Annotated in this window: 12 protein-coding genes; 7 read left to right on the top strand and 5 right to left on the bottom strand. The window is 63.1% G+C overall.

Annotated features, from left to right (window positions below; all coding sequences use genetic code 11):
* Window positions 1-412: 412 nt before the first annotated feature.
* The 4 genes from LDZ24_RS22085 to LDZ24_RS22070 all read right to left on the bottom strand — a co-directional run bounded on the left by LDZ24_RS22085 (window position 413) and on the right by LDZ24_RS22070 (window position 6,067).
* Window positions 413-1,624 carry a c-type cytochrome gene (locus LDZ24_RS22085; protein WP_248324209.1) on the bottom strand — a complete coding sequence of 404 codons (1,212 nt, stop codon included), beginning with the start codon at window positions 1,622-1,624 and terminating at the stop codon, window positions 413-415.
* Between the two features lie 93 nt (window positions 1,625-1,717).
* A complete protein-coding gene (locus tag LDZ24_RS22080; protein ID WP_248324208.1) occupies window positions 1,718-3,457 on the bottom strand; it encodes a methanol/ethanol family PQQ-dependent dehydrogenase in 1,740 nt (579 codons plus the stop codon).
* A gap of 459 nt (window positions 3,458-3,916) precedes the next feature.
* Window positions 3,917-3,991 (bottom strand): pyrroloquinoline quinone precursor peptide PqqA, encoded by a 75-nt coding sequence (gene pqqA, locus LDZ24_RS22075; protein WP_157695699.1) that lies wholly within the window; start codon window positions 3,989-3,991, stop codon window positions 3,917-3,919.
* Between the two features lie 138 nt (window positions 3,992-4,129).
* Window positions 4,130-6,067 (bottom strand): sigma-54-dependent Fis family transcriptional regulator, encoded by a 1,938-nt coding sequence (locus tag LDZ24_RS22070; protein WP_248324207.1) that lies wholly within the window; start codon window positions 6,065-6,067, stop codon window positions 4,130-4,132.
* 602 nt (window positions 6,068-6,669) lie between these two features.
* On the opposite strand from LDZ24_RS22070, the gene LDZ24_RS22065 reads away from it, so the two are divergent.
* From LDZ24_RS22065 to LDZ24_RS22045, 5 genes are all read left to right on the top strand, one after another.
* Window positions 6,670-7,797 (top strand): sugar ABC transporter substrate-binding protein, encoded by a 1,128-nt coding sequence (locus LDZ24_RS22065; RefSeq protein ID WP_248324206.1) that lies wholly within the window; start codon window positions 6,670-6,672, stop codon window positions 7,795-7,797.
* Window positions 7,798-7,833: 36 nt separating this feature from the next.
* Complete coding sequence (locus LDZ24_RS22060) at window positions 7,834-9,405, top strand: sugar ABC transporter ATP-binding protein (RefSeq protein WP_248324205.1); 1,572 nt, start codon at window positions 7,834-7,836, stop codon at window positions 9,403-9,405.
* Window positions 9,402-10,382, top strand: coding sequence for an ABC transporter permease (locus tag LDZ24_RS22055; protein WP_248324204.1), 981 nt, complete (start codon window positions 9,402-9,404; stop codon window positions 10,380-10,382). The genes LDZ24_RS22060 and LDZ24_RS22055 overlap by 4 nt, the downstream gene beginning before the upstream one ends.
* Window positions 10,379-11,365, top strand: a complete 987-nt coding sequence (locus LDZ24_RS22050) for an ABC transporter permease (protein WP_248324203.1) — start codon at window positions 10,379-10,381, stop codon at window positions 11,363-11,365. Before LDZ24_RS22055 ends, LDZ24_RS22050 begins: the two co-directional genes overlap by 4 nt.
* 308 nt (window positions 11,366-11,673) lie before the next feature.
* On the top strand, window positions 11,674-11,973 hold the full coding sequence (locus LDZ24_RS22045) for a DUF4148 domain-containing protein (protein ID WP_248324202.1): 300 nt from the start codon (window positions 11,674-11,676) through the stop codon (window positions 11,971-11,973).
* 36 nt (window positions 11,974-12,009) lie between these two features.
* Here LDZ24_RS22045 and LDZ24_RS22040 read toward each other — a convergent pair whose 3' ends face one another.
* A complete protein-coding gene (locus LDZ24_RS22040; protein WP_248324201.1) occupies window positions 12,010-12,351 on the bottom strand; it encodes a hypothetical protein in 342 nt (113 codons plus the stop codon).
* A 180-nt stretch (window positions 12,352-12,531) separates the two neighbouring features.
* On the opposite strand from LDZ24_RS22040, the gene LDZ24_RS22035 reads away from it, so the two are divergent.
* Window positions 12,532-13,905, top strand: a complete 1,374-nt coding sequence (locus LDZ24_RS22035) for an erythromycin esterase family protein (protein WP_371747492.1) — start codon at window positions 12,532-12,534, stop codon at window positions 13,903-13,905.
* 233 nt (window positions 13,906-14,138) lie between these two features.
* Window positions 14,139-14,930, top strand: coding sequence for an HAD family hydrolase (locus LDZ24_RS22030; protein WP_248324200.1), 792 nt, complete (start codon window positions 14,139-14,141; stop codon window positions 14,928-14,930).
* The last annotated feature ends 46 nt before the right edge of the window (window positions 14,931-14,976 follow it).

The following is a 14,976-nucleotide window of genomic DNA, read 5'->3' as shown; positions in this document are numbered from 1 at the left end:
TCAGATTCGCAACAGGTGTATCGCCGTGTAGCACTCTTGAAGAGTTGAACTGTGTCGCTTGGGGTCTTCGCGCCACCGCCTGAAGTGGGCGCGTAACGCTGATACCGGCGTTGAGCTAGGTTCTTGCCTGCCGCTTGATGCCGATTCGCGGTAACGACGCATAACGCGCAGGGCACACGTGGGCGAGATGCCGCATTCGCGACGTCCGATAGGCGAGTCAATGGGGACACGGACACGCGACAGTGTGGGGCAGCTGTCGGACGTGAGCATGGCAACGCTGCGCGCGTCGCCTGAATGACGGGCGTCTCGCTGGGCGCCGAGACTCGCACAGTTCAGGTAGTGCTGAGCGATATCGAATCCACCGCGCTCTGTCGAGATCGAAAGAGCGCGGTGGCCGTCCGCAGAGGCCGACTCAATGGCCGGGCCCCGCATTAAGGGGCAGCTTCGAGGCACGCGCCATGTCGGCGGTCATCTTGTTCGGCCCCGGCTTGTATCCGTTCGACATGAGCAGGAACGCCATGATGTCCGCATAGTCCTGATCCTTCATCTTGCCCGGACGATCGGCGGGCATGTTGGTCGCCATGTAAGTGAAGATGCCGCCGACCGTCAGATGTGAATTCGCCGCCGGCGCGAACGACGGCCCTTGCAATGCGGGCGCCGTTACGCCCTGGAGTTGCGCGCCGTGGCACTTCGCGCACGAGCTTCCATACAGCGTCTTGCCGTGGGCGGTCTGAGCCTGTTCGAACGAAGGCGCCTCTGCGCCGACTTCGTTCGACACCTTGACGTTGCGGCCCATGCGCGAGGCGTTCGCGTCCGCGAGCATGATGCCCGAGAACGAGGGCGATGCCTGCGACGGCTTGTCGAGATAACCGGTCGATATCTTCTGCGCGGGCAGGCTCCACTGCTTCGTCAGTGCCTGAAGCTCGCCGTCCTTGCGCATGGCCGAGAGCGTATCGTCGATGAGCACGCGCGATGCGGCGGCCTTGGCGCCGAACGCGAAGGACAGGTGCCATTCGGCATAAGGCGAGTCGGCAGGCGCGATATCGAAGCTGCGTTGCGGGTGCGCCAGGCGATAAGCGACGACGGCCGGATACCACACGATGGCCTCTCGCGCGCGTCCGGTCGCCACTGCGTCGACCGTCGATGCACAACTCTTCTCCAGATCGAGCGTCACGTTCCTCCGTTGCACAGCGATGAGTTGCGCCGGACTCGCATAGGTGGCAGCGACGGTGCGCTTCGCTGCGCCCTGTAACACGGTGCCGGGTGCCTCGACGCTCACATATCCCGCGCGCAGATAACCGCTAGAGAAGCGCATCTTGCCGCCGGAAGCATCGGCGACCGTGGAGCGCGGAAAGCCCGCGATCACGTCGCAATCGCGCGTGAGCATCTTGTCGAGTTCCCTCAGCGAAACGCCGTCGTCATCGCCTTCGCCGATACCGCGCACGAACTCGAACGGAATATTGGCGCGCGCGAAGACCGCTTGTGCGACGGCGCGATCCAGCGATGCCGACGGGCTACCGGGAAACGTGCAGATCCGTACCGCGGCATGCGACAACGAAGGCGCGAGCGCGATGAATGCCGCGAGCATCCCCGCCGCGCGAAAGGTGTGGAGTGAATGAGTCATGGCAAGGCATCCGGTGGTATGAGAGCGCCGCAAAGCGCGCGAAGAGGGCGCTTTGCGGTCCGATCAGCGCTTCAAGTGCGCTTCAAGTGCGCTTTAAGTACGATTGAGTGCGAACACATAGAGCGTGCCGCCGCGCGGCACCTTGTCGGCGGCCTTGGCCATCGGACCGCCCCAGATGGGATTGGCGCCGCCGTAGCCCGCGAGAATCGCGACATATTCCTTGCCGTCGATCTCATAGACCGAAGGCTGCGCGATGATGCCGCTCGCGAGCTTGGGGCTCTTCCACAGGACCTTGCCCGTCTTTTCATCGAACGCGAGCAAGTGGCCGTCGAGCGAGCCGCTGAATGCGAGGCCGCCCGCCGTGGTCGCCACGCCGCCGTTCCATGGCAGTTTGGTCCAGTAGCTCCATACCTTCTTGCCGGTATCGACATCGATCGCCTGCAATTCGCCATAGCCCTTGCTGCCGGGCTCGGGCTTGATCTCGAATCCCTCTCCGAGATAGGGCAGGCCTTCCATGTAGTTCACCGACTTGCCGGACAAGGACATGCACGCATGCAGCGCGGGCACGATGGCAAGATGCGTCTCGGGATCGTACGACACGGACCACCAATTCTTGCCGCCAAGGAAGCTCGGGCACGTCTCGATGGTCGTGCCTGTCTTCGGATACCTCGCGGCATCCTGCACCGGCTTGCCATCAGCGGTGTAGCCCGTGACCGAAGTGGCCTTCACGAACGGCCGCGCGTAGATCAGCTTGCCGTTGCTGCGATCGATGGCATGGAAGAAGCCATTGCGGTCTGCATGAATGATCGCGTCGTAGTCCTTGCCCTGATACTTGACGTTCGCGAGCACCGGCGTGTTCACGCCGTCGTAGTCCCACGTGTCGTGCGTCGTGTACTGATAGTGCCACTTGAGATCGCCCGTTTTGGGATCAAGCGCGAGCAGCGAATCCGAGTACAGGTTATCGCCGGGACGCAGGTCGGCGAGCCACGGCCCGGGGTTGCCCACGCCCCAGTAGAGCGTCTTGCTTGCCGCGTCGTAGGTGCCGGTGAGCCATGCGGGCGCGCCGCCATGTTCCTGCATGCCGTCGGGCCACGTGTCGCCGCCCGGCTCCTTCGCGCCGGGCACCGTAAAGCGCTTCCATAGCAGCTTGCCATCGTTGGGATCGAGTGCGGCGATGAAACCGCGCGCGCCATACTCGCCACCCGAACTGCCGACGACCAGCGCGCCATCGAGAGCGAGCGGCGCGAGCGAGAATGCGTAGCCCGTGCCCGGATCGAACATGGCCTTCTTCCATACGAGCGCGCCGGTCTGCGCATCCAGTGCGGCGACCTCGCCGCTCAGCATCGCGACGTACACGTTCTTTCCGTAGAGCGCGACGCCGCGATTCACTACGTCGCAACAGGCGGTCTTGAACGAAGTCGCTTCGAGATGCGGCTCGTACTTCCAAAGCTGCTTGCCCGTCGCGGCATCGAATGCATAGACGTTGTCCTTCGGCGTCGTCACGAACAGGAAGCGCCCATTGACGATGGGCGTCGCTTCGAAGCCTTGCTGCAAGTCAGCGGGAAACTTGTAGCTCCATGCCTGCTTCAGGTCCTTGACGTTGCTCGTATCGATTTGCTTGAGCGGAGAGTGAGCGTGACCGTTGTAGGTGCGGTAATACGTGAGCCAGCCCTGATCGTCTTGCGCGCTGGTCAGGCGTTCATAGGTCACGCTGGTGTATTGCGCCGGCGGGCTGTCCGCCGCGATGGCCTGCTGCTGTGCAAAAGCGAATGTCGCTGCGGCGCCTGCTGCAAGGGCCGCAAAGCGCATTGCCGGGACCGGTCGGTTCATCATCGTCGTCTCCTGGGGATTTGAGTGCAACGTCTTTTCTGATTGCGCGTCTCTAGTGGATCGACATGCGCAACGGTTGCCCCACCATCAAGGCAACACATGTGCCATTGATCGAGAAATGGCGCGCAAGCCTTGTCCCATGCGGATGCGGCGGTCGATGCAACCGGAGTCGAAGCCGCAGCGCATAGATGAGCGGGTGTTGCAATCTGGAGTAGTGGAACGTGTGAGTGTTGCCGGATGGGGCAGCGGCGGGATCAGTCGAACAAGCGATAAACCGTGCGTCGAAAGGCGCCCGGGAACCATTCGGAGTGCGATATATTGATTCGACGCAGCGAGGATTGCGGAACGTCGAACGTGCTAACGTCGCGCGCGCACGGTCAGGCGTTCATGTGGAGGAGACAAGGAGAACGGCACATGTCCGGATCGGTGCCGCTGTGATCCGGACATGTGATGATCGAGGCTTCAGCGTGTGGCGATATACATCGTGATTTCGAAGCCGAAGCGCAGATCGGTGAAGGCAGGCTTAGTCCATTGCATGGCGTCTCCTTTGGATGTTCCGTGACGTAGGTCACGAACCGTTTCGCGACCGGCCGTCAATCTTGCAAAGTCCATGCCTTCGGAAATCGTTGTCCCGCCGCGACTGAGTTGTTCCAAAGTGGAACACCATGGAACAGTTCACCGCTCCATGATTGAACAGCCGGGCATCTTGCGATAAATGGTGTTGCGTGAAATCCCGAGCGCCCGCGCGGCAGCCGATACATTGCCATGATGACGCGCGAGTGCCGCGGCGATGACGGCCACGGTGACCTCCTGAAGCCGTTCGCAATCGAATGCCGGTGCAGTGCTTGCTTCGCTGATGGCCGGCGTATGGGCGCTCAGGTCATCGAAGAAATCTTCGGGAAGATGCTCGGGGCGAATGCAGCCATCGTCGTCGACCATCGCGGCGGCGGTGCGTAGCACGTTGCACAATTGCCTGAAGTTTCCCGGCCAGGCGTAGCGCTCGAACAGCGCCATGACGTCGTCATCGATGGACAGACGACTGTTGCATCCTTCCTCGGCGCTCAGCGTCCGCATCATGTTCGTGATGACCACGGAGAGGTCCGTGCGTTCGCGCAAGGGCGGCAATTTGACGACAAGCCCGTTGAGCCGGTAGTACAGATCTTCGCGAAAGGTGTTCTGAGCGATCATCTCGCGCAGATTGCGGTGCGTGGCGCAGATGATCGCCACGTCCACCGGTATCGACTTGCTCGAGCCGAGCGGATCGATCACGCGCTCCTGCAGCACGCGCAGCAGCCGCACCTGCAAGTGATAAGGCATGTCGCCGATTTCATCGAGGAAAAGCGTCCCGCCGTTCGCCTGAAGCACCTTACCGGCCGCGCCTTTGCGCCGCGCGCCCGTGAATGCCCCTTCCTCGTACCCGAACAGTTCGGATTCGATCAGGTTTTCCGGGATCGATGCGCAGTTCACCGCGACGAACGGCCCTCCGCGACGCGGCGAATCGCTGTGAATGGCTTGCGCGAGCACTTCTTTTCCCGTGCCCGTTTCCCCGGTGATGAGAATGGGAATGCCCTTGCCGATGACCTTACGGACCTTGCCGATCACGGCCGAGATTTTGGCATCGCCCGTCTCGAGCGATGCGAGCTTGGATGACGGCTCATGAGAAACGAGCGCGCGCGGGGCAGGCCGCGCGGCGGGAGTCGTCGCGTCGGCGAAGGGCGCGCGGTCGAGGCGCACGCGCGCGCACACGACGGTGCCGTTGTTGAGATTCAGCGAAATATGCGGCGCGCGGCTCGATTGCGAACGATCGATCAATTGCGCGCTTGTCAGGCCGAAAAGCGAGGAAAGCGTATGCGCGCGCAACGCCGACAGCGGCAGGCCGAACTGGAATTGTGCGCTGCGGTTGGCCGACAGGAAGCGGCCATCGAAGGTGAACGCCATCATGCCTTCCATGAGCGTGCCGAGGAATTCGGGCCGGCCATGAAAGGAGAGCTGCATCGTGCCCTGAAAAGTACTGGAAAACAGGTGGTTTTCGATCATCTGCACCGACATGCGCGCGAGCGCCATCGTGTGACGATGGTAGCTGCGATGATCGCCCGTTACGTCGAGCACGCCGATCAGATCGCCATAGGGATCGAGGATCGGCACGCTCGAACATGTGAGGAAACGGTTGGCCGCAAGATAGTGCTGGTCGCCGTGCACGACGGTGGCCGAGCGCTCGGCGATCGCGGTGCCGATCGCATTCGTGCCTTGCCGCTCTTCCGCCCAGTTCGCTCCGGGCCTGAGCGCGACTTTCTCGGCCCGCGCGAGGAAGTCGTCGTCTCCGGTGGAATGGAGGATAAGGCCTTGCGCGTCCGTGAGGACGATCATGCTTTGCGTATTGACGATCTGCTCGCGCAGGCTCTCCATGACCGGAGTCGCGTGCGCGCATAGCACGCGATTTTGCTCGAGCTTGAGCAGCAGGTCGGCGTGGGGGAGGACGTCGTAGTCGGGGCGCGTCGAAGCGTGGAGGCCGAACGTCTCCGATCGCTGATGCGCGTTGCGGATCGCCGGGATGAGCCAGCCGTTCTCCCTTTCATCGGGGACGCCCGCGATCTCGCGGATCTCGTCTTGCATCGTCTCCTCCTTGGTGCAAGTGCCGGTCGAATCGCCGGATAGTGTGGCGCCGAAATAAGCAAGCACTGGGCCAATGTTGACACGCGTCGACTGAAACCAACTGAAAGTATAGGGAAGGTAGCGGTGCGCGGACAATGCAACGTCTTCTCGGATCGATGCTACAGCGGTGCGCCATGTCTCGCGCTTGATCGAACACAAAGATACGAGACAGGCCGTCGCTCGTTCAGCGCCTAACCGTTGTTGAGCACTTGAGCACACATCCTCGAAAGCAACTCGAATCCAATACGCCAATTGCTGTGCAACGCAGCATCGTCGAGCTCATATCCAGTGTAAATGGACTAGGTTTTCGGCAAGGCTAACGCCCGCGCGTAAACCACTATCGCGCGTGAGTTTGTATGCCAGTACTGTCAAACGCGAACGCGTACGCGCGTGCCCTTCTGGCGTCTTGCACGGGCACCTTTGAACAGATTCTTCTGCTAGTCCGATTCAGTGGCGGTATCGCAAGTCCGCAGGAGTCGTGTTTCTCGCACATCGTGCCGCGCATCCGCGACGCGATGTGCGCGAGCATCCGGTGAATTCAATCCAACAAAAGAGGAGACGCCATGCTTGCAGGAATCCAGGTGCTTCGAGTGGCAGTCACGGCGGCGCTCGCGCTAGGCGCAAGCGCGGCCTTCGCGCAGGCGTCGATCGTTTCGGGCCCTGCCAGCGACCCCACGTGCATGGTCCCGTGGAAGAGCGACACCAAGTTCATCAAGTATCCGAAGAAGAACGCGCCGTACCGCATCGCGCTCGTGAATGGCTATATCGCGAACACGTGGCGCATTCAGATGATCAAGACGGCCAAGGCCTATACCGCGCAACCGGCAGTCGCCGCGAAGCTGAAGGAGTTCAAGGTCGTCTCGACAGGCGAGGACGTGCCGGCGCAGATCTCGGCCGTCAACAACTTCATCGATGCCGGTTATGACGCGATCATCGTGGATGCGCAGAACCCGTCCTCGTTCGGCCCGGCGATTCGCCGCGCGAAGAAGGCCGGCGTCGTGCTGATCGCATTCGACAACACGCTCGACAGCGAAGACGCGATCAACGTCGACGTCGATCAGTACGGGCTCGGCGTGCTATGGGCCAAGTGGCTCGCGGATCACGTGCCGAACGGCGGCAAGGTGCTCGAGGTTCGCGGCGTGGCAGGCACGTCGGTCGACACGGACCGGCACAACGGCTTCCAGAAGACGCTGGACCAGACAGGCAAGAAGTGGAACATCGTCCAGGTCTATGGCAAATGGGACGACGGCGTCGCGCAGAAGGCCGCCGCCGACGCCATCGCGGTACAAGGCCATTTCGATGGCATCTCGGCGCAGGGCGGCGACACCGGGGTCGTGCGCGCGATGCTCGACGCGAAGCATCCGTTCGTGCCGTTCGGTGGCGAGACGGAGAACGGCTTTCGCAAGTTCTGCGCGCAATACGGCAGTCAGGGCCTCAAATGCACGTCGGCGGGAAGCGGTCCGGCGCAGGTGGCCGTCGCGATCAAGACAGCGCTCGCCGCGCTCGACGGCCAGACGATACCCGTCGCGATCAAGCTGCCGCTCGACATCACGGACGATTCGAAGCTGAAGGCGGGCGTCAACTACTTCCCGAACGAGTCCGACAACTTCTTCGTCGGCAACTCGTTTCCGACGTGCGGCATCAACTTCTCGGCGCAGGAAATCATGAAGCAGACTCAGGGTAATCAGTAACGCGATCATGGCCGACGAGAAGAGGGGAGACGAAGCATGCGGCGGGATGAGGAGCGGCCGTTCTTTCAGATGTCCGGAATTTCGAAGAGCTACGGCGGCGCCGTCGCGCTGGATAACGCGGAGCTCGCGGTGCGCAGGGGACGCATCCACGCGGTCCTCGGCGAGAATGGCGCGGGCAAGTCCACGCTGCTGAAGGTGATGTCCGGCGTCGTGCAGCCGGATAAGGGCACGATGCATCTCGATGGCCGCGAAGTGTCGTTCGCGTCGCCGGCCGCGGCCAACGCGGCGGGCATCGTCTGCGTGTATCAGGAGCTCTCGCTGATCCCCGATCTCAGCGTGGCGGACAACATCTTCGCGTCGAACCCGCCGCGTCGTTTCGGCATGATCGATCGCCGGGCGCAGCGCCGGCAGGCCGAGGCCGCGCTCGCTCGCGCGGGCGCGCACGACATCAATCCGCTCGCGAAAGTCCGCGACCTGCCGCTGTCGCGCCAGCAAATGGTCGAACTCGCGAAGGGGCTCGCGCACGAGCCGCGCATCCTGATTCTCGACGAGGCGACGTCGGCGCTGACCGCAGCCGACGTGGCGCGCGTGATCGAAGTGCTCAAGCGTCTGCGCGAGGAAGGGCTCGCGCTGCTTTTCATCTCGCACCGGATGCACGAGGTGAAAGCACTCGCGGACGAATGCACCGTCTACCGTAACGGCCGTCATGTGATGAGCTTCGAGGCGGGCACGCGCTCGGACAACGAGGTCGTCGAGATGATGATCGGGCGGAAGTATCAGCACGTCTTCCCCGACAAACCCGAACGCGAAGCCGACGAAGCTACGCAAAGCAGCGCCTCGAAACCGGTGCTCGCCTGCCGCGACCTCGCGTGGAACGACACGCTCCGAGGCGTCAGCTTCTCGTTGAGGCGCGGCGAAATTCTCGGGCTGGGCGGCCTCGACGGACAAGGCCAGCGTGAACTGTTGCTCGCGTTGTTCGGCGTGCTGCGCGGTTGCGCGGGCGAGATCGAGATCGATGGCCGTGCGGTCTCGGTTGCGAGCCCTCGCGCGGCCCGCGCCGACCGGATCGGCATGGCGCTGATTCCCGAGGATCGCAAGACCGAAGGGCTCATGCTGCCGATGTCCTTGCGCGAGAACCTGTCGTTTGCCGCGCTCGATCGCATGTCCACGGCGGGCGTGATCGATCGCGGCCGCCAGCAGTCCTTTGTCGACCGGATGATGAGCCTGCTCGCGATCAAGTCGTTCACCCTCGATGCCGCCGTGGACTCCCTATCGGGCGGCAACCAGCAGAAGGTGGTCATCGCGAAGTGGCTGATCCGGCAGCCGAGGATCCTGCTTCTCTGCGATCCGACGCGCGGCATCGACGTCGGCACGAAACAGGAGATCTATCAGTTGCTCCGGCGCCTCGCCGACGAAGGCGCCGCGATCGTGTTCTACTCGACCGACTACGACGAGCTGATCGGCTGCTGCGACCGCGTGCTCGTGCTCTACGAAGGCAGGATCAAGAAGGAACTCGCCGGTGCTGCCATCACCGAGCAGAGCCTCATTGCGAGCGCGCTGGACTTGCCGGTCGGTCAAACTTCGGCTTCAGAAGGAGTCGCGCCATGAGCGGCTTGCGTTACTGGTATGCGGAGAATCGCGGGTCGGCGTTCGCCTTCGGCCTGTTCGTGCTGATGTTCGCGATCTACCTCATCAACTATCCGTCGAGCCTGTCCGCTAACGTCATTCAGACGGCCGCGAACAAGGCGGTGTTGCTCGCGCTGGTGTCGATGGGCCAGACGCTCGTCGTGCTGACCGCGGGCATCGACCTCTCGATCGGCATGATGCTCGTGCTCACGAACTGCCTGGCATCGTGGATGGTGACGGGCGACGCGTCGCACAGCGCGCTCGGCATTGCTGGCGTGCTCGCGGCGGGCGCGCTGTGCGGCGCGCTCAACGGCGTCATCATCATCTTCGGCCGCCTGCAGCCGATCGTCACGACCATTGCCACGGGCGCCGTCTACTACGGATTGGCGCTGCTGCTGCGCCCGGTGCCCGGCGGATCGATCAACGAGGATCTCGCCGACGTACTCACCGGCAAAGTCGCGGGCGTGGTGCCGGCGAGCCTGCTGATCCTGCTCGCGGCCGTGGTGATCGTCTGGGTGCCTTTCAAGCGCTCGGCGGTCGGACGCGCGGCTTACGCGACCGGCTCCTCCGAGCCAGCGGCCTTTCTGTCGGGCATGCCAATCCGCCGCGCGAAGCTGGTCAGCTACACGCTCGCCGGACTGCTCGCTGCGATCGGAGGCCTCTTTCTGACGTTCTTCACGGACACCGGCGAAGCGAGCCTCGGCAGCGCTAATTCGTACACCTTATTTTCGATTGCGGCCGTGGTGATCGGCGGCGTGTCGCTGTTGGGCGGCCGGGGCAGCGCGATCGGCGCGATCTTCGGCGCATTCGCGTTCCGCTCGATCGGTGACTTGCTGTTCGTGTTCAACGTCGATGCACTGTGGCAGCCGCTCTTTCAGGGCATCATCCTGTTGCTCGCCGTTTCGATCGGCGCGTGCGGGCTGTTCAGAGTCCGCAACCGCCTGGAGTGGTTCCAATGAGCGACGTTCCCGCAAACGGCCGGACGACGTTCGTGTCGAGGCTCGCGCGCAGAATCGACAAGCCGATCCTGATCGCGTTCGGGTGCATCGTCGCGCTGCTTCTTGTCGGCGGCATGTTCTCGCGCAATTTCACGTCGCCGGAGTACATCCTGCTGCAACTGAAGGTCGGCGCGTTTCTCGGCATCATTGCGACCGGGCTCATGATGGTGATTCTGCTCGGCCATATCGACTTGTCGCTTCCGTGGACGATCACCGTCGGCGCGATGATGGCGTGCGCCGTCGCGGGACACGGCGAACTCGGACGCGTGCTCGCGATTCCCGCGGGCATCGGTTGCGGCGTGCTCATCGGCATCGTCAACGGCGTGCTCGTGGCGCTGCTACGCATTCCGTCGATGATCGCGACGCTCGCGACCAATGCCGTCGCGCAGGGCATCATGATCGTCTACACGGGGGGATCGTCGCCGCAGGATTCCGCGCCGGACGTGATGCGATGGCTTGCGGCCGGATGGCTCGTGCCGGGCGTGCCGAACGCGGTGGCGCTGTGGGTCGTGATCGGCGCCGCCACGATGTTCCTGCTGTCGCGCACGACCTTCGGCCGGACGCTGTACGCCATCGGCAACACGGAACGCGCGGCTTATCTTTCGGGCATCAACACGCGACTGGTCACGGTGGCCGCGTTCGCCGTGTGCAGCGGGTTCGCGGCCTTCGGCGGCGTGCTGCTGGCGGGGTATGCATCGAAGGCCGCGCAGTCGATGGGCGATGCCTACCTGTTGCCGGCCATCGCGGCGGTCGTGCTCGGTGGCACGTCGATTCTGGGCGGCCGGGGATCGTACCTCGGCACCGTGGCCGGCGCGATTCTCATCACGCTTCTACAGTCGATTCTCTCCGTCGCGCAGATGCCGGAGGCGGGGCGCCAGATCATCTACGGCGTGGTGATCGCGGCGATGCTGTTGCTGTATGGGCGGAGCAAGCGGCAAGGGTAGGGAGTGTGTTTGTCGATGTGGGTTAGGGCGGTGCGGTCTGAGACATCGCTCGCTTGTCAAATAGTCCCGAGACCGCGAAGAAGAGACGACGCGCGAAGCGCTACTCGTCGCGGTAGAGACGCTGCGCTTTCATCGACCTGCGCGCAATCGATGCCCGAACGTCAGTGGACTCGTCCCTAGGGTTATCCCTGATTTTGCAAGAATGACTTGTCGAAACGCTCGTTAATCTTAAGCATTCGCTTACCTATGCTGAAGTCACTGAATCGCAAGCAGGGCTGCTTGCGAAAACAAGACTGGAGGTAAGCATCATGAAAATCGCTACTATCATCATCGCCGCTGCGCTGGCTATTCCGGCCGCTTCGTCGTTCGCTCAAAGCCAACCGGTGACGCGCGCACAAGTGAAGGCCGAACTGGTTCAACTCGAACGTGCTGGCTATAACCCCGCCATGGATCGCGCGACGTATCCGGCGCAAATCCAGGCCGCCGAAGCAAAGGTTGCGGCTGAGAACGGGCAGACCAGCTACGGCGGTGTCGCTGACGGCTCGTCGGCTTCGGGCAGCCCGGCACACACCGGCAACAGCGTCGCGCCTGTCTATTTCGGCCACTAATCCCGGCCGCGACAGCAAAAACGCGCGACTGACGCGCTAATAAGATCGGCCGCTGTCGGACGCGACAGACGGCCGGTTCGCCTTTCCGACACCTCCGCCACCGGCAAAGCCGATGGCTTGCCCGGCACCGATCGTCCCGGGCTTTTTTGCGTTCACGGTAATCGAAAGCCGAATCGGGCGCGGGTAAAGAAGAAGCACGAGTCGGGTCAGGCGGGCGAGCGCCCGGATCTGGTTTGCGACGGAGATCTGCTGAGAGCCTCGTTCTTCGCCTGCGAGCACTTCAGACTCGCTGATATTCCTTTCCCCTTGCCGATCAATCGCTGGTTGAGCACGCCGTTCCAGCATGACGACCTTCGCACTGTGTCTGCCTATGTTCATCGCCTCGTCAGACAGCGATGCGTTTTTCCAGTCAGTACGAACTCGTCATGCTCACGGCGTCAATCCGAGAACATCGCTCGGCGAGCGTGCCACCAAAGTGCTTGAGCACGGCAGCAACACCCGACGCCGGGCGTGGCGCTTGCTGCCCCGACGGTCGTCCGCCCTTTCCTGGAAACGACTATGGATGCGTTCGCGCAGACCGGGAACACCAACGCGGCGCACGGGCAACCGGGGCGGCGCGAGTTGCCCGAGCTCATCCGCGCATCGGCGATGCGGCTGCCCGCGCTGGATGATCCCGATTTCGCGCAAGCCTTCGATCGCTTCGCGGACAAGCGCGTGGTGCTGCTCGGCGAGGCGAGCCACGGCACGGCCGAGTTCTACGAAGCGCGCGCCGCAATCACGCGGCGGTTGATCGAGCGGCATGGATTCGATTTCGTCGCGGTCGAAGCCGACTGGCCGGATGCAGCGCTGATCGACGAACATGTGCGCGGACGTCCCCGCGCCCGTCCCGACGCGCAGCCGTTCCGCCGCTTTCCGACGTGGATGTGGCGCAACGCGGAGTTCGCCGCCTTCGTCGCGTGGCTACGCCAGCACAATGCCCCGCTCGAGGAACACAATCGCGCAGCGTTCTATGGCCTGGACCTCTACAGTCTCTCCGAATCCATTGCCGCCGTGCTTGCGTACCTCGACGTGCATGATCCCGAGGCGGCGCGCGTCGCCCGAGTGCGCTATGGATGCCTCACGCCGTGGCAGAGAGATCCTTCCGTCTACGGCCGCGCTGCGTGGCAGGCCGGCTTCGGCAAGTGCGAGGAGGCAGTCGTTGCGCAGTTGCGCGACTTGCTCGACAAGCGCTTCGCGTCGGGCGCGAGCGATCCGGCGCTGCTCGACGCGACGCACAATGCACGTCTGGTCGCCGCGGCGGAGCAGTACTATCGCGCGATGTACAGCGGATCGGCCGAAAGCTGGAACCTGCGGGACACGCACATGTTCGACACGCTGCAAAGCCTGCTGGATGCGCGCGGAGCGCAATCGCGTGCCGTCGTGTGGGCGCACAACTCGCATTTGGGCGACGCATCGGCGACGGAAATGGGCCGCACGCGCGGCGAGCTCAACGTCGGGCAACTGTGCCGCGAACGCTTCGGCGAGCAAGCGGCGCTGATCGGCTTCGGCACGCACACCGGAACGGTCGCCGCGGCCTCCGACTGGGACGAGCCGATGCAGATCATGCAGGTGCGGCCCTCGCGCGAAGACAGCTACGAGTATCAGTTCCATGCGGCGGGCGTAAGCCCGTGTCTCGTCGATCTGCGCGCCGGCGCTGACGATGCGCTACGCGATGCGCTGAGCGAAGCGCGCCTCGAGCGTTTCATCGGCGTGATCTATCGGCCGGACACCGAGCTATACAGTCATTACGCTGAGGCCGAGCTGTCCAGGCAATTCGATGCCTACGTCTGGTTCGACACGACACGCGCGGTGAGCGCCATATCGTCTTCCGATGCGTCGGCGGACAAGTCCGCGAGTGCCGAAACGCCGGAGACGTTTCCGTTCGGCGTCTGATTTGGCATTGAGCTAGTTCATGCGCGAGCGTGTATGTCTATTACTTTGACGAGCGCTTGAAAGCAGTGGGCGAGGACGCACGCGACGGCGGCATGCGGTTGTCACTGGACCATGTACGAGCCCATCACTGCTTCAAGTGGAAAGCGCGTGCAGGGTTATTGCGGGGCGTCGAATAGGCTTTCGGCTTCGCAGGCGGCAGAAAGACACATGATGTTGGCAATGACAGCATCCGCATGGATGCGAGCAAGATCGGGGCGTCGGCATGCGGTACCGGATGCGAGGCGCTGGCGACGCCTCGAAACTCAACGTACTTACGTCGGAGACAACGTTTCATGCTCAAAGCTGCGATTTTCGATATCGATGGCACACTGGTCGACTCCGTCGATCTCCATGCGCGCGCCTGGCAGGAGGCTTTCGCACACTTCGGCCATCAGGTGACGTTCGAGCAGGCCCGCAGTCAGATCGGCAAGGGAGGCGACAAGCTCATTCCGGTGTTTCTCACGGACGCCGAGCAGCAGGATCATGGCGAAGCGCTCGAGAAATGGCGCGGCGACCACTTTCGGCCGCACTATCTGCCGATGGTTCGGCCGTTCTCATGCGTACCTGACCTGATCGCGCGGGTCCGTAAAGCGGGGCTGAAGGTAGCCGTGGCGTCATCTGCCAAGAAGCGGGAACTCGACGTATATCTCGATCTCGCAGGCATCACCGACCTTCTCGATGCATCTACATCATCCGACGACGCCGAGGCCTCGAAGCCCGCGCCCGATATTTTCGAAGCCGTGCTAAAGAAGCTTGGCGTCGAGGGTTCGGAGGCGGTTGCGATTGGCGACAGTCCATACGATGCGCAGGCGGCGCGCGCGGCGGGCATGCGTTGCATCGGCTTCCTGTCGGGCGGGTTCACCGAGTCGAGTCTGCGCGAAGCGGGCTGCAGCGTCGTCTATCCCGGCCCGGGCGCGATGCTCGCCTGTTTCGATCTAGCCGGTCCTTCGACAGCGGGCGAGTCGGGGCAAAGCGCCTCTGACTAGGCGTTTTCGCGGGTAGAGGCGGGCAGCACGGTGCAGTGCTCGATGC

The organism is Caballeronia sp. Sq4a (genome assembly GCF_023170545.1).
Taxonomy (GTDB): Bacteria; Pseudomonadota; Gammaproteobacteria; order Burkholderiales; family Burkholderiaceae; genus Caballeronia.
This window is presented reverse-complemented; position numbering and strand designations above follow the sequence as displayed.

Coding starts and splice junctions, on each gene's coding strand:
- LDZ24_RS22085 (WP_248324209.1), bottom strand. CDS start 1,624: ATGACTCATTCACTCCACACCTTTCGCGCGGCGGGGATGCTCGCGGCA.
- LDZ24_RS22080 (WP_248324208.1), bottom strand. CDS start 3,457: ATGATGAACCGACCGGTCCCGGCAATGCGCTTTGCGGCCCTTGCAGCA.
- LDZ24_RS22070 (WP_248324207.1), bottom strand. CDS start 6,067: ATGCAAGACGAGATCCGCGAGATCGCGGGCGTCCCCGATGAAAGGGAG.
- LDZ24_RS22065 (WP_248324206.1), top strand. CDS start 6,670: ATGCTTGCAGGAATCCAGGTGCTTCGAGTGGCAGTCACGGCGGCGCTC.
- LDZ24_RS22060 (WP_248324205.1), top strand. CDS start 7,834: ATGCGGCGGGATGAGGAGCGGCCGTTCTTTCAGATGTCCGGAATTTCG.
- LDZ24_RS22055 (WP_248324204.1), top strand. CDS start 9,402: ATGAGCGGCTTGCGTTACTGGTATGCGGAGAATCGCGGGTCGGCGTTC.
- LDZ24_RS22050 (WP_248324203.1), top strand. CDS start 10,379: ATGAGCGACGTTCCCGCAAACGGCCGGACGACGTTCGTGTCGAGGCTC.
- LDZ24_RS22045 (WP_248324202.1), top strand. CDS start 11,674: ATGAAAATCGCTACTATCATCATCGCCGCTGCGCTGGCTATTCCGGCC.
- LDZ24_RS22040 (WP_248324201.1), bottom strand. CDS start 12,351: ATGAACATAGGCAGACACAGTGCGAAGGTCGTCATGCTGGAACGGCGT.
- LDZ24_RS22035 (WP_371747492.1), top strand. CDS start 12,532: ATGGATGCGTTCGCGCAGACCGGGAACACCAACGCGGCGCACGGGCAA.
- LDZ24_RS22030 (WP_248324200.1), top strand. CDS start 14,139: ATGGATGCGAGCAAGATCGGGGCGTCGGCATGCGGTACCGGATGCGAG.